The organism is Vibrio sp. Y10_XG_PY6, assembly GCF_024181795.1.
Classification (GTDB): Bacteria; Pseudomonadota; Gammaproteobacteria; order Enterobacterales; family Vibrionaceae; genus Vibrio; species Vibrio diabolicus.
On the sequence record NZ_JAMZAQ010000002.1, the window covers coordinates 1,393,351 to 1,416,524 of the forward strand.

At 44.9% G+C, this 23,174-nt stretch carries 17 protein-coding genes; 7 read left to right on the forward strand and 10 right to left on the reverse strand.

Annotated elements, in window-relative coordinates; translation table 11 throughout:
- Positions 1-139: 139 nt before the first annotated feature.
- The 4 genes from NL644_RS14765 (at position 140) to NL644_RS14780 (ending at position 4,776) form a co-directional block, all read left to right on the forward strand.
- The gene (locus NL644_RS14765) at positions 140-1,045 is read left to right on the forward strand and encodes a lysine exporter LysO family protein (RefSeq protein ID WP_006742620.1); all 906 of its coding nucleotides are present in this window, start codon (positions 140-142) and stop codon (positions 1,043-1,045) included.
- 206 nt (positions 1,046-1,251) lie between these two features.
- Complete coding sequence (locus tag NL644_RS14770) at positions 1,252-1,764, forward strand: hypothetical protein (RefSeq protein ID WP_114322458.1); 513 nt, start codon at positions 1,252-1,254, stop codon at positions 1,762-1,764.
- 199 nt (positions 1,765-1,963) lie between these two features.
- Complete coding sequence (panP, locus tag NL644_RS14775; RefSeq protein ID WP_253658576.1) at positions 1,964-3,610, forward strand: pyridoxal-dependent aspartate 1-decarboxylase PanP; 1,647 nt, start codon at positions 1,964-1,966, stop codon at positions 3,608-3,610.
- Between the two features lie 311 nt (positions 3,611-3,921).
- On the forward strand, positions 3,922-4,776 hold the full coding sequence (locus NL644_RS14780) for a MurR/RpiR family transcriptional regulator (RefSeq protein WP_005378021.1): 855 nt from the start codon (positions 3,922-3,924) through the stop codon (positions 4,774-4,776).
- Between the two features lie 77 nt (positions 4,777-4,853).
- Here the strand turns inward: NL644_RS14780 and NL644_RS14785 are convergent, their stop codons facing one another.
- The gene (locus NL644_RS14785) at positions 4,854-6,098 is read right to left on the reverse strand and encodes an iron-containing alcohol dehydrogenase (RefSeq protein ID WP_253658577.1); all 1,245 of its coding nucleotides are present in this window, start codon (positions 6,096-6,098) and stop codon (positions 4,854-4,856) included.
- A gap of 377 nt (positions 6,099-6,475) precedes the next feature.
- Between NL644_RS14785 and NL644_RS14790 the strand changes: the two genes are divergently transcribed.
- Together NL644_RS14790 and NL644_RS14795 are read left to right on the forward strand one after the other, a co-directional pair.
- Positions 6,476-6,742 carry a GrxA family glutaredoxin gene (locus NL644_RS14790; RefSeq protein ID WP_005378026.1) on the forward strand — a complete coding sequence of 89 codons (267 nt, stop codon included), beginning with the start codon at positions 6,476-6,478 and terminating at the stop codon, positions 6,740-6,742.
- 174 nt (positions 6,743-6,916) lie between these two features.
- Positions 6,917-8,599, forward strand: a complete 1,683-nt coding sequence (locus tag NL644_RS14795; protein WP_006742623.1) for an aspartate:alanine antiporter — start codon at positions 6,917-6,919, stop codon at positions 8,597-8,599.
- A 76-nt stretch (positions 8,600-8,675) separates the two neighbouring features.
- Here NL644_RS14795 and fabV read toward each other — a convergent pair whose 3' ends face one another.
- The 8 genes from fabV to NL644_RS14835 form a co-directional block, all read right to left on the reverse strand.
- Positions 8,676-9,878: an enoyl-ACP reductase FabV gene (gene fabV, locus NL644_RS14800; protein ID WP_006742624.1), complete on the reverse strand. Its 1,203-nt coding sequence runs from the start codon at positions 9,876-9,878 to the stop codon at positions 8,676-8,678.
- Positions 9,879-10,050: 172 nt separating this feature from the next.
- Positions 10,051-12,333 carry an acyl-CoA dehydrogenase gene (locus tag NL644_RS14805; RefSeq protein WP_253658578.1) on the reverse strand — a complete coding sequence of 761 codons (2,283 nt, stop codon included), beginning with the start codon at positions 12,331-12,333 and terminating at the stop codon, positions 10,051-10,053.
- Positions 12,334-12,395: 62 nt separating this feature from the next.
- The gene (locus tag NL644_RS14810) at positions 12,396-13,040 is read right to left on the reverse strand and encodes a TetR/AcrR family transcriptional regulator (RefSeq protein ID WP_005393225.1); all 645 of its coding nucleotides are present in this window, start codon (positions 13,038-13,040) and stop codon (positions 12,396-12,398) included.
- Between the two features lie 723 nt (positions 13,041-13,763).
- Entirely contained in the window at positions 13,764-14,915 is a 1,152-nt protein-coding gene (nhaA, locus tag NL644_RS14815) for a Na+/H+ antiporter NhaA (RefSeq protein ID WP_006742626.1), read from the reverse strand.
- Between the two features lie 329 nt (positions 14,916-15,244).
- A complete protein-coding gene (locus tag NL644_RS14820; protein ID WP_046874817.1) occupies positions 15,245-16,369 on the reverse strand; it encodes a lipocalin-like domain-containing protein in 1,125 nt (374 codons plus the stop codon).
- Positions 16,369-18,822: an ABC transporter permease gene (locus NL644_RS14825; protein ID WP_005393229.1), complete on the reverse strand. Its 2,454-nt coding sequence runs from the start codon at positions 18,820-18,822 to the stop codon at positions 16,369-16,371. Before NL644_RS14825 ends, NL644_RS14820 begins: the two co-directional genes overlap by 1 nt.
- Positions 18,803-19,474 carry an ABC transporter ATP-binding protein gene (locus tag NL644_RS14830; RefSeq protein ID WP_005393230.1) on the reverse strand — a complete coding sequence of 224 codons (672 nt, stop codon included), beginning with the start codon at positions 19,472-19,474 and terminating at the stop codon, positions 18,803-18,805. The genes NL644_RS14825 and NL644_RS14830 overlap by 20 nt, the downstream gene beginning before the upstream one ends.
- A 187-nt stretch (positions 19,475-19,661) precedes the next feature.
- Positions 19,662-21,038, reverse strand: coding sequence for an MATE family efflux transporter (locus NL644_RS14835; protein WP_114322459.1), 1,377 nt, complete (start codon positions 21,036-21,038; stop codon positions 19,662-19,664).
- Positions 21,039-21,133: 95 nt separating this feature from the next.
- On the opposite strand from NL644_RS14835, the gene NL644_RS14840 reads away from it, so the two are divergent.
- On the forward strand, positions 21,134-22,612 hold the full coding sequence (locus tag NL644_RS14840) for a DUF2867 domain-containing protein (protein WP_104971537.1): 1,479 nt from the start codon (positions 21,134-21,136) through the stop codon (positions 22,610-22,612).
- Here the strand turns inward: NL644_RS14840 and NL644_RS14845 are convergent.
- Positions 22,569-23,153 carry a NapC/NirT family cytochrome c gene (locus tag NL644_RS14845; RefSeq protein WP_253658579.1) on the reverse strand — a complete coding sequence of 195 codons (585 nt, stop codon included), beginning with the start codon at positions 23,151-23,153 and terminating at the stop codon, positions 22,569-22,571. The two genes, NL644_RS14840 and NL644_RS14845, sit on opposite strands and share 44 nt — an antisense overlap.
- Positions 23,154-23,174 lie beyond the last annotated feature (21 nt).

The window sequence follows — 23,174 nt, forward strand, 5'->3', positions numbered from 1 at the left end:
CACACCTAATTCGCGATAAACGATTCGCTCAAGGCTGAGCAGCGTTTGGTATTTGGTGAAATATCTCTCTAATTTCAACCGATAAATAATTTGATTTATGTGTGTTGGTATTATCTCAAAAAAGGAATCATAGAGCTTTATGTTCTCAGGGATGCTATTTATTTTCGCTCCACTTGTTGTGGGGTATCTAATTCCTATATCTCGAGCCTCGTTACTGGAGAAGATCAATCAATCAACGTCCTACCTTATTTACGTCATTTTGTCGTTGATGGGACTAAGCCTAGCAGCGCTCGATAACTTAAGTAGCAACTTACAGAGTATTCTCCTCTATGCGAGTACTTTCTTTTTATGTTTAAGTACCTGTAATCTGTTGGCGCTGCCTATTATCGATAGGATTATTCCTCTCCAGACCAATCAGAATCAAAAGAAGCTGCCACTATCCTCGATGGCTTTAGAATCAGTAAAGCTGATTGTTGTCGTTGGTGGCGGGCTAGTAGTTGGTCTGCTGTTACCCATCGATTTAAGTTGGGTGGATACAGCGAGCGAATGGATACTCTTCCTGCTCCTATTTTTTATTGGTATTCAGCTTCGCAATAGTGGTCTTACTCTTCGCCAAATTCTATTAAATAAACAGGGTATGGCCATTGCGGCAGTTGTGATCGCAACATGTATGCTTGGTGGCGTTATTGCAGCGATACTTTTGGACCTTCCTCTCTATCAAGCCCTCGCGATGGCTTCAGGCTTTGGCTGGTATTCACTCGCAGGAATTTTGATGGGAGACGCTTTTGGCCCCGTGTTTGGGGGAGCATCTTTCCTGATCGAATTGATGAGAGAGCTGGTCGCGCTGGTAGCCATTCCTCTCTTTATTCGCAGCTATCCGTGCACAGCAATTGGTTATGCAGGGGCAACAGCGATGGACTTTACACTACCTGTCATTCAGACTACAGGTGGTGTGCGTTGTGTCCCAGTCGCCATCGTTAGTGGGTTTATTTTGAGTTTACTGGTACCAGTTATGATGCTTTTCTTTGTATCACTTGCTAGCTAGATCTCAGGTTTTCGCTTTAACATCCATTACAATACGGCAAAAATTCAAATACCCAGTTAACGTCAAAGTGATCAAGGTTTTGGCAATAATCCGCTTTCCTTTTGTCAATTAGCCCAATGATTTATCACGACTAAAGAGAAAGAAGGGTGGAACATCAACTTATGTGCCTTGCGTTAATAAAGGGATAACAACCAGAAGGAAGAAGAATGAAACGCTTTGTCGTTGCAGCGCTCCTCGCTACAAGCTCAACTTTTACGTTTGCCGCAGATCAACAATGTCTTGCTAGCAAATACAACGGCTATGTTGATGCCTCACTACAGTGGTATCAAGATCTTGTTGATTTGACGGTTACACAGTATCCAGATCTAAAAGAAGTTAGCCAGTGGTTCTTGGACGGCCGTAAACATCACTTTGAATTAAACCGTGAAGCAGTTCACTATTTTCTAGAGAACGATCCTAGCCGTGTTGCAACAGAACAGCCAATCGAAGCATGGCTAAAATTAGAACAACACGACGTTAAGCAGCTAGCAAGCCGAAGTGATAAGTTAGGTGAAGTTGCAAAACAAACGTTTAGTGACCGTCAATCGACTAACCACCCCAAAAACTACGAGCTTCGTTCAGCATTCGCCGACCTGCTTAGCCATCCACAACAAATTGATACCGCGCTTAATAAGTACAATCAGTCAATAGAGAAGATTGAAAAGCAGAAGTGTGATTAATTAATCGTTGGGGATGCTCGAAAACACCGAGTGTTTTAACACATTAAAATCAACGATTTTTTAATGCGAAGATTGTAACCCTCACCTAAAATTTTCATTTCAGCAACATGGGTTTCAACAATTAAAACGGGACTTTGCGCCCGTTTTAGTTTAGATTGTGCCGCTCGCATTACCAAAATAACTACAAAGATTCTTTGCTATGGTTAAGGAACAAAAAACCGCTGACGTTAGCTTTGAGAGCTTGCTAAAGATCTTCACTGTCCCAGAAGGTCCTGACTCAACGTTAACCAAAATTGACGAGAGCCTCTCGCGAAACCTAAATCAATTTCTTCGTGAACACATCGTGGCAGAAGAAAAGCCTTTACGCGAAATCGAAAAAGACTTTTCTTCTGCTCAGATTCCTGAGCAGCCAGAGTTCGTGTCAGATCATACAGAACACTTACTCGACACTTTGGTGTCGCACTCCGTTCACACTTCTTCACCAAGCTTCATTGGTCATATGACATCGGCGCTGCCTTATTTCTTGATGCCACTGTCAAAGATCATGATCGCCTTAAACCAAAACCTGGTAAAGATAGAGACTTCTAAAGCCTTTACCCCGCTTGAACGTCAAGTTTTGGGCATGCTACATCGCTTGATCTATGGTCAGAGCAATACGTTTTACGATCAGTGGATGCATAGCGCAAACCACTCATTGGGCGCATTTTGCTCCGGCGGTACCATTGCCAATATCACTGCACTTTGGGTAGCACGTAACAAGGCGTTAAGAGCCAATGGTTCATTTAAAGGCGTTGAGAAAGAAGGCCTATTTAAAGCCATGAAGCATTATGGCTACGATGGCTTAGCGGTATTGGTGTCTGAGCGTGGTCACTACTCCCTTAAGAAAGCAGCCGATGTACTAGGTCTAGGTCAAGAAGGCTTGGTTGCGGTTAAAACAGATGCCAACAACCGTATTATTGTCGACGACCTTAAAGCGAAAATTGTTGAACTAGAGAAACAAAACATCAAGCCTATTGCTGTTATTGGTGTAGCTGGTACAACAGAGACAGGTAATGTCGACCCGCTACCTGAAATCGCAGAAGTCTGCCAAGCTCACGGTTGTCATTTCCATGTGGATGCCGCATGGGGTGGCGCAACACTTATGTCTAATCACCACCGTCACCTTCTTAACGGTGTGGAAATGGCAGACTCAGTAACCATTGATGCGCACAAGCAACTCTACATCCCGATGGGCGCTGGTATGGTTCTGTTCAAAGATCCTGACGCAATGAAATCCATAGAGCATCACGCTCAATATATCTTGCGTAAAGGCTCAAAAGACCTAGGCAGCCATACATTAGAAGGCTCTCGTTCGGGCATGGCAATGTTAGTCTATGCCGCAATGCACATCATCAGCCGCCCTGGCTATGAGCTGCTGATAGACCAAAGCATTGAAAAAGCTCGCTACTTTGCAGATTTAATCAAGCAGCAAGATGATTTCGAATTGGTTTCTGAACCAGAGCTTTGTCTCCTCACGTACCGCTACTTGCCGCCATTCATCCGTGAGGCATTAGCAAAAGCGGAAGGTTCACAAAAAGAACAACTGAATGAACTGATTAATGAATTAACACAGTTTATTCAAAAGCGTCAGCGCGAAACGGGCAAATCGTTTGTTTCACGTACAAGACTGAACCCAGACCAATGGCAGCGCATGAACACGATTGTGTTCCGAGTGGTTTTGGCTAATCCGCTGACGACCAAAGAGATTTTGAGTTCGGTGCTTGATGAACAGCGTGAAATCGCCAAGCAAGCACCAAATTTGATGGAAAGAATTCAGCAGGTGGTCACTAATATCCAATCGTCTTAATGGCCCGAAAGAGTTACATCAATTTGAAATTTTTTTTCGTTTTGATGTAACTCAAACATCATTCTCGTGCGACTGGCGCAACAAAACATCGATTACACATCCAATTCTGTAGTTTTTACAACATTTTGTTTGAGGCCTGTCAAATTCTCACTAAATAGTATCCGTTATTGGTTTAGACTGATTGAAGATCAGGTTTATACTGATTCTATGGCGCTGGTTGTTTTCGTTAACGCCCCACTCTACTCTGGAATCTTCGTGTTTCCTTTCGTTAACAGAGCCAGCGAGTTGTTCTCTATACCCTCGTGAACACTATGAATACATTAGAAAAAATTCAAAAAAACCTGGAGAATTTCAGTAAGTCAGAGCGCAAAGTTGCGGAAGTAATTATGGCGTCTCCACAAACTGCAATTCATTCAAGCATTGCAACGTTGGCTAAAATGGCTGATGTTAGTGAGCCCACTGTAAACCGCTTCTGTCGTCGTCTGGACACCAAGGGCTTTCCAGATTTTAAGCTTCACTTGGCACAGAGCCTAGCCAACGGTACCCCTTACGTTAACCGTAACGTGGAAGAAGACGATGGCCCAGACGCGTACACCCATAAGATTTTCGAATCGACCATGGCGTGTTTAGATGTCGCGAAAAACAGCCTAGATCCAATGCAAGTGAACCGTGCGGTCGATTTGCTAACGCAAGCGAAGCGCATTTCATTCTTTGGCCTTGGTGCATCATCTTCTGTCGCCCGAGACGCACAAAACAAGTTTATTCGCTTTAACATTCCAATTACTTGTTTTGAAGACATTGTCATGCAGCGCATGAGTTGTATTAACTGCAGTGATAATGATGTTGTGGTTCTTATTTCTCACACAGGTCGAACGAAGAGTCAGGTCGAAATAGCAAACCTTGCTCGTGAAAACGGCGCGACGGTCATTGCGATTACAGCAAAGGACTCACCGCTAGAAAAGGCAAGTTCACTCGCTATTACGCTTGATATTCCTGAAGATACCGACGTTTATATGCCAATGGCGAGTCGAGTTGTACAGATGACGGTGATTGATGTACTGGCAACTGGCTTCACACTCCGCCGTGGTACAGGTTTCCGTGAGAACCTAAAACGCGTAAAAGATGCGTTGAAAGACAGTCGCTATGACAAACTAAGTCAGTACTAAGTCCTGCTGTTTAGTGAAAGATTTAATAAAGGGGAGCTCAACGCTCCCCTTTTTTCAATGTGCTTTAGATCAATACATCAACCCAAGTCGTTCACACTCGATAAGTCCGTTCTTGATTCAAGCACTTCTACAGAGCTCACGTGTTGTGTGCTCTCTGCCACACACTCTCCACTGCAATCACAGACTTGCTGCAATATGTATATCAAACGTTCCTGATTAAGGGGTAGCGGGTTGCCTTTGATCGCCATCGACTTAAGCGCATCGTTCGCCACTTGTTCAAAAGAAGTTTGGCATACTCCGAATTGACCAAGTAACGGCAACGCTAACTTATCTAACACCATATTTACCCAAAGAACCCCATCGTGCTCATTCGCGTTCGCACGATCGGTAACCAGTTGGGCAAGTTTACGATAACGATTTATCACATCATTCCTACCAGCGAGCTTCGCGGCGTTAATATTTTCCTGCATCACGTGCGGTGCAAGACGCGCCGTGATCACGCTGTGGGGAGCATCTAACTTACCTCCTAACGCCGACGCAAGCCCATGCGCAGCACCTAATTTGGCATTAGTAATGGCCATGCCACCGAGCAACGCAGCGAATGATAAATCCGAGCGAGCCTTATGATTATCTTGCTTACAAGCAGCAATCACTGAATGGCTTAAACGACGAAGTCCCTCTTCGCACACCATATCTGTAAGAGGGTTTGGCTCACCACACACATACGCTTCCATCAAATGAGTGAACGCATCCATCGCGCCACGCCCTGATGTGTATTGATCGGTTCCATAAGTGAGCGTCGGATCCACAATGGCAACGTCTGCCAGCATATCTGGGCTTCGAAGACTCACTTTCACTTTATCTTGTCCAGACTTCAACACCGCATTTCGAGTCACCTCTGAACCCGTGCTTGCTGTCGTAGGAATTGCAATAAAATGAAGAGGTTTTGCCTTTAATGGTACGTTTCTTCCTACCACCTCGACGTAGTCGTAAACATTGCCTTGATTAGGAATAATAGCGGCTAGAGCTTTACCCATATCGATGACACTGCCACCGCCAATAGCAATCACCATATCAGGCTGGAATTTTCTACCGAGTACCGCGGTCTCTTCTACCATTGTGATATAAGGTTCGCCATTGATTGCTACGTGTTGGTAACGCATATTTTGAGCTTTAAGGTAGTTAATGATGGGCGTGGCTCGTTGGGTATCCTTCCCGGTTACCAGCAAAACACTGTAGCCAAATTGGTTGATAACGGATAATGAAGACTGAAGTGCACCTTCACCAAATATAATCCTTGTTGCAGTCATAAACTGAAACATACACATCCTCCAAAAATAATATACCCAAATAACCTCTTGCCCTCTGATTTAACACTTATGTAAGAGTTGAAGTCATTTGCGTATAGCCAGATTAGATTGCTATGTTTTTGAATAAAAAAAATTGACCAATTCCACCTTGCCATCATTAACCCCTTAAAATGTATGTTTTTTATGCGTCACTTCACATACTTTAGAGCCATAGAATAAGGGAGCGCGTTTAGTTTTTATTCGATAGATTTCACCTATAGAACCAAGAGGTAATTGCCGCTTTATTTCCGTATCTGGATCGGGCATAGTTACTGCAACAAAAGAGAGCGCACTCAGCCGCTATGTTTTGTACGCTTTCAAAAAAGAATAGATTTAGGAGAAATAAGATTATGTTCGTTGTTATCTTTGGTCGCCCTGCATGTCCTTTCTGTGTTCGTGCAAAAGAACACGCAGAAACGCTAAAAGCGAAGCGTGACGACTTCAACTACCGTTACGTTGATATCCATGCTGAAGGTATTTCTAAAGCAGATCTTGAGAAAACAGTTGGTAAACCAGTTGAAACTGTTCCTCAAATCTTTATCGACCAAGAGCACATCGGTGGCTGCGACGAGTTCGAGGCATACGCGAAAGAGCACCTAGGTCTATTTGACGAGTAATAAAGACAGTTTTTAAGAAAGCCGCATCATGCGGCTTTTTTATTATTTTTCAGTTGGTTATTACCTTACGTCAACTAATGGTAAAACCTAAAAAAATTCACTTATCTTTTTGCTATATTTAGTTACAATTCGCAATTCTTAATCTTTTTGGCACACACTTTACCGAGCCACACAGTGAACATAGACGTCGTATACCTTCTTGAGCAAAACCCTATCCTTCTAATCTTCGTCGTATTAGCCATTGGCCTTGCCATCGGAAAAATCCGATTTGGCAAATTACAACTAGGCAACTCCATAGGCGTTCTAATTACCTCGTTGGTAATGGGTCACCTTGGCTTCTCATTCAATGCAGAAGCATTAACCATTGGCTTCATGCTGTTTATCTATTGCGTTGGCATTGAAGCTGGACCAAACTTTTTTGGCATATTCTTCAGAGATGGTAAGCATTACTTTATTTTAAGTATGACCGTTCTCGTGTCCGCAGTCAGCTTAACGTATGGCTTGAGCCACTATTTCGGCCTCGATTTTGGCTTGTCAGCCGGTATGATGGCTGGCGCGTTGACAGCAACACCTGTACTGGTTGGTGCACAAGACGCTCTTAACTCTGGCCTTGCGACTATACCGCGCAATATGGATTTTTCTTTGGTATTAGAAAATCTATCCGTAGGTTACGCGATGGCTTATCTGGTCGGCCTAATAAGCATGATCATGTTCGCGAAGCTGTTGCCAAAACTACAAAAGCAGAACCTGTCTGATTCTGCGCAGCAAATTGCTCAAGAACGTGGCCTTGGAAATTCAAGCCAAAGAAAAGTGTACTTACCGATTATTCGTGCTTACCGAGTCGGCCCAGAATTGATTGACTGGACTGACGGCAAGAACTTGCGTGAACTGGGCATTTATCGTCAAACTGGCTGTTACATTGAGCGAATCCGCCGTAACGGTATTCTCGCCCATCCAGATGGTGATGCTATTTTGCAAGAAGGTGATGAAATTGCACTGGTTGGCTTCCCTGATAGCCATGCTCGCTTGGATCCTAGCTTCCGCAACGGTAAAGAAGTATTTGATCGTAACTTGCTTGATTTGCGCATCGTTGAAGAAGAAATTGTCGTAAAAAGTGACGCTATCGCAGGCAAGCGTTTATCGGATTTAAACTTATCTGAGTTTGGCTGTTTCTTAAACCGCGTGGTACGTGCGCAAATAGAAATGCCGATGGACTTAGACATTGTTCTCGCTAAAGGTGACGTCCTTCAGGTGAGCGGCGAGAAAAGCCGAGTACATGGACTCGCGGAAAAAATCGGTTTCATCTCGATCCACAGTCAAATGGCCGATTTACTCGCTTTTTGCAGCTTCTTTATTTTGGGTATTCTGTTTGGCCTCATCACGATGACATTCGGCCAGGTTTCGTTCAGCTTGGGTAACGCGGTAGGTCTTTTGTTATCTGGTATTACACTTGGTTTCTTACGAGCAAATCACCCTACTTTCGGCTATGTCCCGCAGGGGGCGCTGAATATGGTCAAAGATTTGGGTTTGATGTTCTTTATGGTGGGAATAGGTCTAAGTGCAGGCGGAAAGATGTTCGAGCACTTGACCCAAGTTGGTCCAAAGGTGATTGGTTTAGCATTCATTGTTAGTGTCGTACCTGTAGTACTGGCCTATTTAGTGGGCGCACACATACTCAAGATGAACCGTGCCCTGCTCTTCGGTGCCATTATTGGTGCCCGAACTTGTGCCCCAGCTATGGATGTCGTCAACGACTACGCTAAATCCACCATCCCTGCTCTTGGCTATGCGGGTACCTATGCGATTGCTAATATTCTGATGACGTTAGCCGGTACGATCCTGATAATATTAAGTTAATAACTTTGACTGATGAAAGCAAAAAAGGCGCTCAATGAGCGCCTTTTGTATATCGGTTGTCTAATCAGTCATTCGATTAGATTTGGATAAAATCAGCTTCAACCGCTGGATTTACATCCGCTTCGTAATCTACGCCTTCAACACCGAAACCAAATAGTTTCAAGAACTCTTCTTTGTACTCTACGTAGTCAGTCAGTTCTTTTAGGTTCTCAGTCGTAATTTGAGGCCATAGCTCACGACAGTGCTGCTGAATGTCGTCACGAAGTTCCCAGTCATCCAGACGTAGACGGTTCATCTCATCCACTTCTGCTGCGCTACCATCTTCTTTGTACAGACGTTGGCTGAACATACGGTAGATTTGTTCCATACAGCCTTCGTGTACGCCTTCTTCGCGCATTTTCTTGAATACCATTGCAATGTACAGTGGCATAACAGGAATTGCGGAACTTGCCTGAGTTACAACAGATTTAAGTACAGCAACATTTGCACTGCCGCCTGTCGCTGCTAACTTGTCGTTTAGCGCTTTCGCCGCACGATCTAGGTCCATTTTCGCTTTACCTAGTGCGCCATCCCAGTAGATTGGCCAAGTTAGCTCAGTACCAATGTAGCTGTACGCGACTGTCTTACAGCCTTCAGCAAGAACACCAGCATCAGACAGTGCATTGATCCAAAGCTCCCAGTCTTCACCGCCCATAACGGTTACTGTGTCTTTGATTTCTTCTTCTGTTGCAGGCTCGACACTTGCTTCGATGATCACATCTTTGTTGGTATCAACAGCAGTTGATGTGTAAGTTTCACCGATAGGCTTAAGCGCTGAACGAACTAGCTCGCCAGTTTCTGGCATTTTACGTACTGGGGAAGCCAGTGAGTAAACCACCATATCGATCTGACCTAAATCTTCTTTGATCAGTTCGATAGTTTTCTGTTTCGCTTCATTTGAGAAAGCGTCGCCGTTTAGGCTTTTTGCGTACAGGCCTTCTTCACGCGCTAGCTTTTCAAAAGCAGCTGCATTGTAGAAGCCTGCCGTACCTGGTTTCTTCTCAGTACCTTCTTTTTCGAAGAAAACACCGATAGTTGATGCACCGCCACCAAATGCCGCAGCGATACGAGAAGATAGACCGTAGCCACTTGATGCACCGACAACAAGAACGCGCTTAGGTGCGTTTTTGATTGGGCCTTGCGCTTTAGTGTACGCAATTTGTTCTTTTACGTTAGCTTCACAACCAACAGGGTGCGTTGTAGTACAGATAAATCCACGAATTCTAGGTTTGATGATCATATTCAACTTCCTTTAAAAAACCTTGTTAGGATAAAAGTTTCGTCGGGATTTCGCATCTAATTTCTGTAAAAATGCTCTGAAAAGGCAAGTGGTTGGAGCACTATCCCAACATCCACTCAGCAAGAACACAAAAAAGCACCTCATTGAGGTGCTTTTCTGTATTAACGGTTTACTATGCCGCCGGGTTCAAATGCGACTTTTTTGGGCAATCGGTTCGTACTTCAGAAAAGTCATGACTAAAGTGGTCAACTTGAATCGCCTTGTAACGCAATTTGTCTGCCGCCATGATTTGGTCAATTTCTTGCTCAGTTAACACGCCAGCTTCAAATGCTTGCTGCAAACGGTCGTGTAAAAGACCTTTACGAGCCACTTTCCCATCCTTCGCCGCCTTCATAAGCTTACGCTCTAATGGTTTGATTTCGTACATTGCGAGGAAGGCATTCTCCATTAAGCCTACGCTGTCGTCGTCGGATTTTCCGATGTAGCAAAGATGCGTGAGTCGATCACGTTGTGCTCCTGGCGTCATCATCGCTTCCGCCAAATTCACACACAGTTCATCGCTTGGCTTATTGAAATGATTGCCAAGTGGGAACAATAACCCTTTCAGCACACCGCCAACGTATTTCACAGGGAAGTTGGTATAAGCCTCATTTAATGACTTAGATGCGTTATACAAACAATGTTGCACGGCGTAGTGGACAAAATCTAGATCGCCTTGTTGACGTCCTTCATCTTCATACTTTTTCAGTGCGGCAGACGCCATATATAGATAACTTAAGCCATCACCCAGACGTGCAGAAATCATTTCTTTACGCTTCAAATCACCGCCTAGTGTTAACATCGCGAAGTCAGCACTAACGGCAAGCGCTCGGCTTAATCTTGTGATTTCTTTATAGTACTGCTGTGTTGGGCCACTCATGTGCGCTTTTACAAACCGAGAACCAGTTAGCGCCGCGCCAAATGCACCAAATGTATTGCCTACCGCATGTTTGATATGTTTAAAGAGCAAGTTGTCAAATTCTTTCGCCCCTTGTTCAGAATCTGGATTCGCCGCGGCTTCCATTTCTTTCAGTACATATGGGTGACAACGAGTCGCACCTTGACCAAATATCATCAGGTTACGAGTCAGAATATTCGCGCCTTCAACAGTGATCGCAACTGGAATACCGAGATAATGTTTAGCAAGATAGTTCATTGGGCCATCTTGAATCGCACGACCCGCATGGATATCAAACGAATCATTTAGAATAGTACGCGCGATTTCCGTCATGTGGTACTTGGCAATCGCGGTTACAATCCCAGGTTTTTCTTTCATATCGAGAGAAGTCGTCGTCAGCGTACGTGTCGCTTCTAGTAGGTAAGTAAGACCACCAATGCGCCCCATTGCTTCTGCGACACCTTCAAACTTACCGATCGACATACCAAACTGTTTACGCACGTAAGCATAAGCACCGGTTGTACGTGTAGTAAGATGACCAATCGCTGTGCCAAGCGCTGGGAGAGAGATACCACGACCAGCAGAAAGACACTCAACCAGCATACGCCAACCTTTACCTGCGTAATCAGCGCCACCGATCAACCAGTCCATAGGGATGAAGACATCTTCACCACGAGTCGGACCATTCATAAATGCAGAACCCAGAGGATCATGGCGCTCGCCTATCTCGACACCTTCATGGTCAGCGGGGATCAGCGCACATGTGATTCCAACCTCTTTCTTATCACCAAGTAGCCCTTCTGGATCCTGTAGCTTAAATGCTAATCCGAGCACTGTCGCCACTGGCGCAAGTGTGATGTAGCGTTTATTCCAGCTAACTCGCACGCCAAGCACTTCTTTGCCTTCGTGAGTGCCATAACAAACTACGCCTTGATCTGGTATACCACCGGCGTCAGATCCCGCTTCGGGCCCTGTTAATGCAAAACAAGGAATGTCGGTACCATCAGCAAGACGAGGCAACCAGTAATCTTTTTGCTCTTTTGTGCCATAGTGCGATAAAAGCTCACCTGGACCAAGAGAGTTCGGTACCATTACCGATACAGCGGTGCTGATGCTACGAGTCGCAATACGAGAAACAATGGTTGAGTTCGCTAAAGCGGAAAATTCACGACCACCATACGCTTTTGAAATGATCAGTGAGAAAAATCGCTCTTTACGTAAGTACTCCCATACTTCAGGCGGTAAATCCCTGTCTTCTTTGACAATCTTCTGGTCATCAAGCATTTCTAGCAGGGTTTCAAGCTCATTATCCATAAATGACTGCTCTTCTGCTGTCAGTGTCGGCGTTGGATAATGGTGCAATGTGGTGAAGTTAGGCTTGCCTGAAAATAGTTCGGCATCCCACCACACACTACCCGCTTCCATCGCCTCTTTCTCGGTGCTAGAGAGAGGTGGCAATACTTTTTTGAACACTTTAAAAGCTGGGTCACTAATCCATTTTCTTCGTAGAGAGCTCATAGTTCAGATCCTTTTGTTCACGTAACCGCTCTGGGCATAATTTTATTATTGGTTTAACTTTCTTATTTGTCTTGTGCCAACTGCTTCGCTGACATTCCTGCTGACAAATAAGGAATCAGTAAATCGACGACAGATTTCACATCGACTTCCTTTTCAAATTTACTTTCAGCAAGCTCTGAAAGAGCCTGGCTTGAAGCCATCGTAAATACGCAGGTACCTAGCGTGAAGTGCAGTCGCCAAAACAGCTGCTCCTCACATAGTTCCGGGTTTGCCTTCATTATCGAGAAGGTGAAGAGGTTAAGTACCTCTTCATATCGAGTGGTGATGAACCAACGCAGATGACCTTGTACGTCTGTGTAACCACGGCCAATTAACAACATGAATAATGCAGTACCATTGGGGCGCACATCATTTAATGTACGCAAAGGTAAACGCAATGACTCAAAGACGTCGTCCATGTCGTAGCTATCACGCGTATTTAACTCAATTAGTGAGGTTTTAATGCTCGGCATGAGCGCTTCTAGGTATCTATCTAAAACCGCTCTAACTAGCGTTTTTTTATCGCCAAAGTGATAATTTACCGATGCTAAGTTGACGTTCGCTTTACCTGTTATCGTTCTTAGCGAAGTATCATTAAAACCATGTTCAGCAAAGAGTCCTTCTGCGACATCGAGTATTTTTTCTTTTGTTGATGTTCTCGGGGCCATTTTAATCACTCGTATTAAACAACTGTTTGAAAATATACTCCTGAAACTTTAGATTAACAAATGATTAACATCACACTTTCACCAATTGGTCTGACCAGAACTTAGAAGGTGTGATCTAATCTTTTGAATTTAAGTCTAATAAGCAAATGATGCTCGCCTGAAGAAAATGACCAAGTTTCGCAAACCATCGTATTTGAAACGCTAGCAATGTCGTTAGGCGGTCGGAGCAGGAGGTGCGGGTTTGAAATGCAATTTAAGTTTATAGCTACTATAGAAAAGAGGGCTATCGAGTTTCAAACCGCCATTAAGTTGGTTACGCTGTTCGCCTCTTCTCTTACTTCTTTACGATACAAGCGGGCAGAAAGAATTAAATCGAATTTTTTTGAAAAAAAAATGGAACTGTTTGGAAAAGGCTCGGTCTGAATAAATGTAACAACTAGGGCATTTTAAGTTTCACTGGCCGTCAAACTTGTTTCCATCTAATTGTTACGTTGCTGCTTTTTTCTTATTAACTCCTATGTTTGTATCCGCCCAGTCAAATTTTCGGCTGGGCTTTTTTTCGCCCGCAGATCTACCACCTAACTTTTCGATGATTCCGTTCATCTCCATGGTCTAGACATCCGCTCAATACGAAAGTGTCGCTATTAAGTCGCTGATGTACTGAACTATGGGTATAAAAAAGCCTCCCGATTGGGAGGCTTTACAAAATAGCGCATTTTTATCTTACGCTTGCGCTTTCTTAGGCAAAGAAAAGTGCAGTAAGGCATAGCCAAGTAATGCTGCTGTCGTCGAACCCATTAAGATACCGAGTCGAGCATAGGTATCAAATTCAGGACTTACATTTCCGAACGCTAAAGAGGAAATGAAGATAGACATTGTAAAGCCAATACCACACAACACAGATACCGCAAAGATATGCTTGAAGTTAACGCCTTCAGGTAACTTAGCAACGCCCATTTTTACCGCTGCCCAGCTAAAGGTAAAGATACCTAGAGGCTTACCAACCAGTAGACCCAAAGCAATACCGAGTGGCAGCATTGAAGTTAGACCTGACATCGATACGCCTTCTAACGAAATCCCCGCATTGGCAAATGCGAATAGAGGCAGAATACCAAATGCCACGTATGGGTGAAGCGCGTGCTCCATATGTTTAAGTGGAGAATGTTCGCCCTGCTTTCCCTTTAGTGGGATAGCAAAACCAATCACTACACCTGCCAATGTTGCGTGAACACCAGATTTAAGCACCGCGAACCATAAGATCGCACCGACGATCATGTATGGCGTAAGTTTTGTTACTTCCTTCGCATTCAACATGAATAGGACACCAGTCATGATGAAACCAACAAGCAACGCCATGGTCGACAGGTCACCGGTGTAAAATAGCGCGATAATAACAACCACACCTAAATCATCGATGATAGCAAGCGCCAGCAAGAACACTTTTAGGCTTACTGGTACACGCTTACCTAATAACGCCATGATACCTAAAGCAAAAGCGATATCTGTCGCCGCTGGAATTGCCCAACCAGAAATCGCCTCAGGATCGTTGGCATTAAAGGCTACGTAAATAAGAGCAGGAGCTAACATACCGCCAACCGCTGCAATCGCAGGGAAAATTGCGGTTTCTTTTGATTTTAACGCACCTTCAAGCAGCTCTCGCTTAACTTCAAGGCCAATGAGTAAGAAGAAAACAGCCATTAGGCCGTCATTAATCCAGTGAGAAACTGACATACCAAATACATAAGTATGCAGTACAGATTGATAAGTTTCGCCCAGCGGTGAGTTAGCAATGGTCATCGCAATTGCCGCGGCAATCACGAGAAGAATACCACCAGCTGATTCCATTTTGAAAAAGTCACGAATGACATCGTTCATGGTTTCGTCCTTATATTTATTATCTTAATAAACGATTAACAAAGAATGATAAGAGTGTATAGCGGTCGAAAACTTTAGAATAATCGCTTCTTCAGAGTATAAACTTCGATTTTTCCGATATGAAGTTTACTATACATCGTATTTTCCAACATAACACTCAATTTTGATCACAGCGCGTACTTGTTGTTATCGCGCCAAATGTTTATCAAGATTATGAGAAAATCAGCATAACATGGCATGTACTGTCATGATAACCCCATACTTTTGAGAAAAACTCAGGAAGTTTCATCCACTAAAAAACCACCCATTAGGGTGGTTTTTATCAGAATTTAATAACCAGTGAGCTGCATAAAGCCCCAAGCCTCGTTGGAGCCAGAAGCTAAGGTAGGACCTTCCCAATACGGTATAACAAACGGAAGCCACATATCTGATTTGATAATACGAGTGGTCAAGTTAATTTGATGCTTTGGAATATTAATAATCCACTGCAAAGGCAGCCTTCTTCCATTTGATAAACTGGTCACTTGCATTGGTTTAATACTGATATCATCATCTGAGAGATTAATGACTTTACCTGAGCGTGTGGACAAGGTGCCAAATACATGCGGTGTTTGTCCATGGTGGCGATAGCGGCTGACTGTCAGTGCTCGACCATCATCTAAATTGAATACAAACCAATCCCAACCCTGTTGCCCTTCACCAATTAAGCCACTGCCCCACTCTTTCTGAGCCCAAGCAGAGCCAGCAACAGAGAAGCGTTTGCCATTAATATTCAAACTCCCTTTCACCTTTAAAAATGGCGCACTAAAACTGAAAGAGGCAACAGATTGTAACGCGTGTTTAACCTGAAAACCTTTGTCTCCATTCACGACAAAGGGGCCATTTGTCATAGTATTGAGATCTAAACCAAACGTATCGGTAGTCACATTCAAGTTACCAGGGAAAGGCGTTGCACCAAGTGAACGCCACGTCCAATTATCAATCCATAACCTGAAAGGACGATTAGTCATGCCAGCTTGGCCTATCCCGCCTCTCGCTACACGTTGCTCTTTCCAGACGTGCGAACCATGGCTAACGACAACATGTGAAATGTACAGTTGAGGGTTTTGCCATCCGCTGGTTTCTCGCTCATCCGTCGCGACCCTGAAGTAGCTCCATTGAACATTGTATATTTTCCCTTGCTCATCTTTCAGCTTCGCAAAGTAGTGCCACCATTCATGTTGGTACTCGGGATGAAAGCGAAAGTCTGACGGTAAAGAGACATGCTCGTCAGGTAATACAGGTTCGAAAATCGTTTGATTTTCACGCGTTAGAATAGAGTTAAGCTCGCTTTCTTGTGTCGCTGTCGCTTCCAACCAAAAAGTTGAGTAAAAAGCAGCACCGGTCAAAAAGGCAAACGTAATAACAATGATCGTTGAAACTAACAAGCGTTTTTTAGAGCCCACTTTTTTCATTACAACGCATCCCTTAATGACTTCATTGGCGTACTCTTAATCATTCTAATAACTGGCAATGCGCCAGCAATCATGATGGCAAGCATCGCCCAAGCAATAGTTTGAGCGTATTCCCAAGGGATCGTTTGAAGCTCCAGAGACCAACCGAATGATTGCTTAATGATAATATCAACGATCAAGTGTGCAAGTGCCAGACCAAGTGGCACCGCAATAATCGCGGAAATGGCCCCGAAGACAAACAACTGCAAGCCACCCAATGCGACAAGTTCCTTTCCGGATACACCCATACATCTCAGCAAAGAGAAGTGCCGCTGCCGCGACAGTTCACCCGCCAATGTCGCGAAGAATAAACCAAACACAGCAATAATCAGCGTGATGTTGCCCAAGGTTCCTGCAATAGCGAAGGTATGATCAAATACCCTCATTGCCTGACTATAGATATTACCATTATCAAACACACGGTCTTGCGGGAGGCGGAATACATTTTCTAAGCGATTTTTCAGCCCCTCCCCATTAACGCTATCTTTTAACACCACACCAAGGCCAACATTGCCCGTCCCTGCAAATGCATACAGCCAATTTCGGTGCGACATCATCACCTGGTTATACGGGTTTCCATAATCGTAATAAACACCAACGACTTGCCAGTCTCCACCCAGTGGTTCCTGCAAGTTAATGAAGTCTCCTGGGCGAATATCCAACTTCAAAGCCATCGATTCACTCACCATCAAGCTCTTGGTCGCGTGCAGTTGATACCAGTAATTCGGGACACCTAGTTTTACCGTCAGTGCATCTAGCTCACCTTCAGAAGAGCCTGTACTCACCACTTGCAAAGCACCATGTTCGGTTGGCATATCTTTTTCCCAACGCCACCAAACCGAGTTGACTTCTGGTTGGTTTTGCAGCCACGCACTCATCCGAGCTGCTGAGTTATTTGTCGGATAGATATAAATATCCGCTGCTAATCGCTGGCTCAGCCATTTATCGGTCGTATCCCTAAAGCTGCCTACCATCGTTTCTACGCCGATGTTTGCCGCCAGTGCCAACATAAACGCCATTGTTGCCACACCGCGATAACTCATGCTCGCAGCCGCATCGGCAAAAAACCAACGTACACGTACCCAACGCATGGTGTAAGAAAAGCTCTGGAACATATGCCACATAATAAATGGCATGAACAAGGCCACACTAACCAACATCAGCGCAATAATGGCAAAGCCAGTTTCTTGTGTTTTCGGTGCTTGATACACTGCGATTGCCGCGACACAAAACGCACACGCAGCAAGAGCCTGCCAAGAGAACTCACGCCCTGCAAATCGCATTAATGACAGTCGAGAAGATAGACGAATTGGCTGTGACTTCAACAAACGAATCAATGGCCACAAACACGATATTAATGCGCCCATCGCTGCCATGATCAGACTATATAAGCTGGACTGCCAAGACCATCCTATTGTTAAGCCTACGTTGGCATCGTACAAATCGCTCAGGCTCGATGAGACTGCAGGGATCAGTTCATTTGCCAAGATCAAACCAAAAAAGTTACCACACGCCCACGCAATAAAGACGAGCAACGACAACTCTAACAACAATGCTTGAGCCAACTGCGTTCCGTTGACCCCCGTCTGTCTCAAAATACCCACCAAACGTTGTCGCTGAATAAATGACAAAGACATCGCTTGATAAAAAATAAACAACCCGACCAAAAATGACAGCATCCCCATCGCAGTGAGATTCATGTGGAATGCATTAGTTAACGACTCAAGCTCCGTACGCGTATTCCTAACGAGCGTCATGCCATTGGGAAGCATATTTTTCAGTGCTATTAGCTTTTCCTCTGGCATTTCACCACAAGAAATCGCAGATAAACCTGAGCTCCGCTTGAGCATACGCAGTAATGAGATGTCGGTAACCAGCCGAGTCCCTGAGAGCATTTTGTTTTTATCGACTTGAATCGGTCCGAGACGACTTCCGTCATTCATCTCAATAAAGTCCCCATCCTGCCAACTCATGTAAGCGGCCAAATCTTGACTGACTAGAATGGGATAAGGAGGTTTCATTAATGATAGAACGGGCATCTCACCCAAAGATTTGCCTTGCTGCAATGGAATCATCGCGACAGGATCAATCCCCACCAGCATCAAGCTCATATCGGTTTTAGCATCTAGATGTAGCACGTCAAACGGCGCACATTGGTTAAACCCAGCTCGACGCAACTGGATATAGAAACCTTGAGGGATTTTATTGGCAGAGTGTTTAGTTCGGATTCGGTATGGCAAAGGATTGGAGAAAAGCTTTTCTCCTGTCGCATAACTTTGTTTTGCATGCTGATTGATAGAAGTAACACCAACAAGAAGGGACACGCCTAAGGTTAACCCTAGCCAGACAAGAATAATTTGTAGTGGGTAACGACGGTAATGACCGAGTAGTGCCTTAACTACGGGCCATAACATGCAGTTGCCCTCCTTGAAGTCGAATCTTACCTTCCATATGGGCCGCCACTTTTTCACTGTGCGTCACTAACAGCAAAGTACACTCCAGTTGGCGAGCGAGACTCGTCAATAAGCGCATTACCGCTTCTGCGTTTCGCTCGTCTAGGCTACCAGTTGGCTCATCAGCGAGTAGGATTTTAGGTTCCATATAGAGTGCGCGAGCAATAGCAGCACGTTGTTGCTGACCACCAGATGCTTCTTCCGGGTAACGGCCTAGCAGAGGCATTAAATCCAGAGCAGAAAGAATTTGACGCCACAACTCTTTATCTTCTGGCAAACCTTTTAACTGACGACAAAAACGAATATTGTCGGCAATATTGAGCGTAGGAAGCAGGTTGAACTGTTGGAAGATATTACCAATATTGTTGCGGCGATAAAGGGTTCTCAAATGCTCTGGCGCATCATGCATGGCAAAATTTGGAAACTGAACTTCACCAGAGTCTGCAGTATCCAGTCCGGCAATTAAGTTCAGCAAAGTACTTTTACCCGAACCACTTTCTCCCATCAGAGCGACTTGGTCACCTTGCTGTAATGTTAATTCTGCCCCTTGTAATACAGGGTGAAATTCACCCCCGTCTACATAGCCTTTACATAGGTCTGACAGTTTTAACATTGATTATGCCGCTCGGATGGTATTTAAAAATTGGGATCAGAATCTACACTAAAATCCTGTTAGTAGAAAGTATTTTGAATGCTTGATCACACTATGAGAGTACAAATGCAACTCGATTCACTTTCTGTTCCTAATTTTGTTGACGTATTGAGCAGATTTTTGCAGCTGCAGAAAGCTCTGTTTACCTCTATTGACCGATAAGGTTTTTCATCCATTTTCGGCTCACCATTCTTGGCAGACAAATCGTCCACTTCACAACTTCCTCGGTCAAAAAGAGTAAGTAAACCCATTGCGGCTCCCAACCGAGCTGAATCGCTGCAAATGCCGCGAGTGGAATCCCAATCACCCACTGCGCAAGAATGTCTTGATACAAACAAAACTTAACGTCGCCACCCGCACGTAATACCCCAACAATGACCATCATCGGCACCGAGCGTAATACGACACCTAAAGCAAGAATCACCATAAACTGTTCAGCTAACTGGCGAGTATCCGCTGTCAGTGCACTAAACGCATTAAGGATCCATTGATTGGACACTATCAATACAACTGCGACCACAAATGCGATAAACACATTCAAAATGACCGTAGCCCAAGCTTGGTAATACACAGGTTCAAAGTTTTTCGCGCCGAGTTGGTTACCCACTAAAACCGCAGCTGCATTCGATAGGCCAATCATCATAGCCAATGCGATTGACTCAACGGGCGTCATCACCGACAACGCAGCCAAACCTTGCACACCCGCTTGCCCCATGATGGCATGGTAAGCGAACAATCCACCGGCCCATGCCAAAAAGTTAAATGTGGTCGGTAAGGAAAGGCTCAAGAAACGCGTTATTTTGTCTAAAACCAAACCTGCGCGTATATCATCCCAACCAAATGCAATTATGTGTTTCTTCAGCCATAAATAGCCAAATAGACAACCGACTTCGATAGCGCCACTGATAACCGTTGCAATGGCTGCCCCTGTAATCCCTAAAGCAGGAAAACCTAAGTGACCAAAAATTAACACCCAGTTGAGGAAAACATTAGACAGAATGCCTATACCACTAAAAAATGTGCTCAGCCCCGGTTGGTGCATCGCTCTCAAGCCCACCGACATACTAGCGACACACGCAACAGCAAACATGCTAACGGATGAAATAATTAGATAGCTGGCCCCTAACTCAATCACTTCTTGTGAGTCTGTAGTCAGTTTCATGACTGGCTGTGGGAAAATAACAAACAAAGCAACAGCAATGCCGGCAAACACCATGGCTATCATCCATGTTAAAGCGGTACTGCGACGTACCCCGACTTTATCGCCTGCCCCCCAATATTGTGCGGTCAGTAATGCACCACCCGTCGTCACCCCAACTAACATGATGGTAGTAACAAACGTCGCGCGCGCCGCTACCCCAACAGCGGCTATTTCAGCTTCACCAAGTTGGCCGAGCATAAGCACATCAACGAGGCCTCGACTAGAAAACATCATGCTTTGCAGCGTAATTGGTAGCGCGATCGCGAATAAGCGACGTAAGAATGCTTTATCTGCATGTATTGAGAGTTGAGAGAGAAAAGTCACAAGCGCTCCAACGACAACTTATTGATAGAATGGGGAAAGTGTCTCATGATTATACTCTGTGGTGTTTATTCCACCAACGATTAAAAGGACAGATAATGAAAAAGGTGTTGGTGCTAGGCGCCTCGGGTTACATTGGTTCTCAACTTCTTCCGTTACTCTTAGATAAAGGTTACGCCGTCACGGCCGCAGCGCGACATATCGATTATTTGGAGTCAAGGACTCGGCCCCATCCTAATTTAACGTTGCGGTATCTGGACCTAGCCGACGCAGAAGCCACGCTCGCTGTGGTGAACGATTTTGACTTGGTATTTTTCCTAGTGCACGGAATGGCACAAGGCGATGACTTTGTTGAGTACGAGCTAAACCTTGCTTTGAACTTTAAATACGCATTGGAGCAAAGCCGTGTCAAACATGTCATTTATTTAAGTGCCATCCAACCGCAAACCGGAAACTCGCGTCATTTAGCCGCTCGTAAAGCCACTGGAAAGATCATTCGACAATCCGGTGTTCCAGTAACTGAATTGCGTGCTGGCGTCATCATTGGCCCCGGCTCCGCGGCTTTCGAGATCATGCGAGATTTTGTCTACAACTTACCTATTTTGATCGCGCCTAAATGGGTCGACTCAAAAGCCAACCCTATTGCCCTACCCAACCTCAATCACTATTTATTGCAGCTGGCCGAAGCATCACCCCCAGAAGAAAACCAAATTTATGAAGTTGGTGGGCCAGATACACTCAGCTACCGCGAGCAGTTTAAAGTCATTTGCCGAATCACCAACAAGCCTTATCGGCTGTGGTCTACACCGTTGCTTACCCCAAAAATGGCATCGTACTGGCTCGGCTTGGTCACCTCTGTACCAGCAAACATCGGCAAAGCATTACTCGCGGGGTTAGAGCATGACTACATTGCCGATTCCAAAGCGATTGAAGCACGATTTCCGCAAACGCTGATCAGCTACGAGCAAGCGGTATCCGATACCATTCAAGATGAAGGCACGTTTGTACGCAGCAATGTTTGGGGCTTTGAACCAGCGGCACTTCGTCGATGGCAACCAGGGTATGGCTACTACCCTAAACAAGCCGGTGCGAGCATAAAAACTCAAGCCTCCGCTGCGGCATTATGGAAAGTGGCTCAAAAAATCGGGAGTCGTGAAAAAGGCTATTACTTTGCCAACATTTTGTGGCGCACACGTGAATGGCTCGACATCTTTTTTGGTGGTGGAAAACCGATCCGCGTTTCTCCTCCGGGGCCAGAGCTCAAGGTCGGCGATTTTATTGACTCTTGGAAAGTGATTCGCTGCGAGGAAGATCAGTTCCTCTCACTGTTTTTTGGTATGAAAGGCCCAGGGCTTGGACGTTTAGAAATTACCATCAAAGACCATGGTGATGAACGAGAACTGGATATCACCGCTTGGTGGCACCCGCAGGGGTTTCTCGGGCTGCTTTACTGGTTTGCCATGATGCCAGCCCATCTATTCATATTCAAAGGCATGGTCAAAGCCATCGCGAAAGAAGCCGAAAGTATCAGTATTACTCCTCAGGTGGGACAGTCTCTGGAGAATCTAGAGAAATAGGCAGGTGATGGGCAATCCCCGCATGGCAATCAATGCACGATTGCTCTCGACTTTCCATCATTTGATGTCGACGCGCAACGGTTCGTCCTTGCGCTTCGAAATCCATCTTGTCAACGGAATGGCAGTATCGGCACTGTTTTGATTTATTCTCGATAAACTGTTGTGTGACTTCAGCAGCCAACCTCGGACGATGCTCCGCCTCGAAATTCTCAAGTGTAATATCACCTGTCAGTTTGTGATAGATGTCGGCTGTAGCGCCGATTTTCAATGCGATTTTAGCAAAAAACTCCCTAGGGACATGGCAATCACTGCACGTAGCGGCAATCACACCCTGAGCATTTTTGAAGTGTGGGGATGCTTGGTACTCCTCAACTATCGTATCCATCCCAATATGGCAACTGTAACAAAACTCGTTGCGATTGGTGTAATCCATACCAAAGTGAAAAACACTGAATACCGCCCCACCAAGGATAAACGCCAATAAGCCACCAATTGGTATACCGAGCATCCATTTTCTGTTTGGTTTACGCCATAAACTCATTGGTGTTCATCCCAAAGCAGC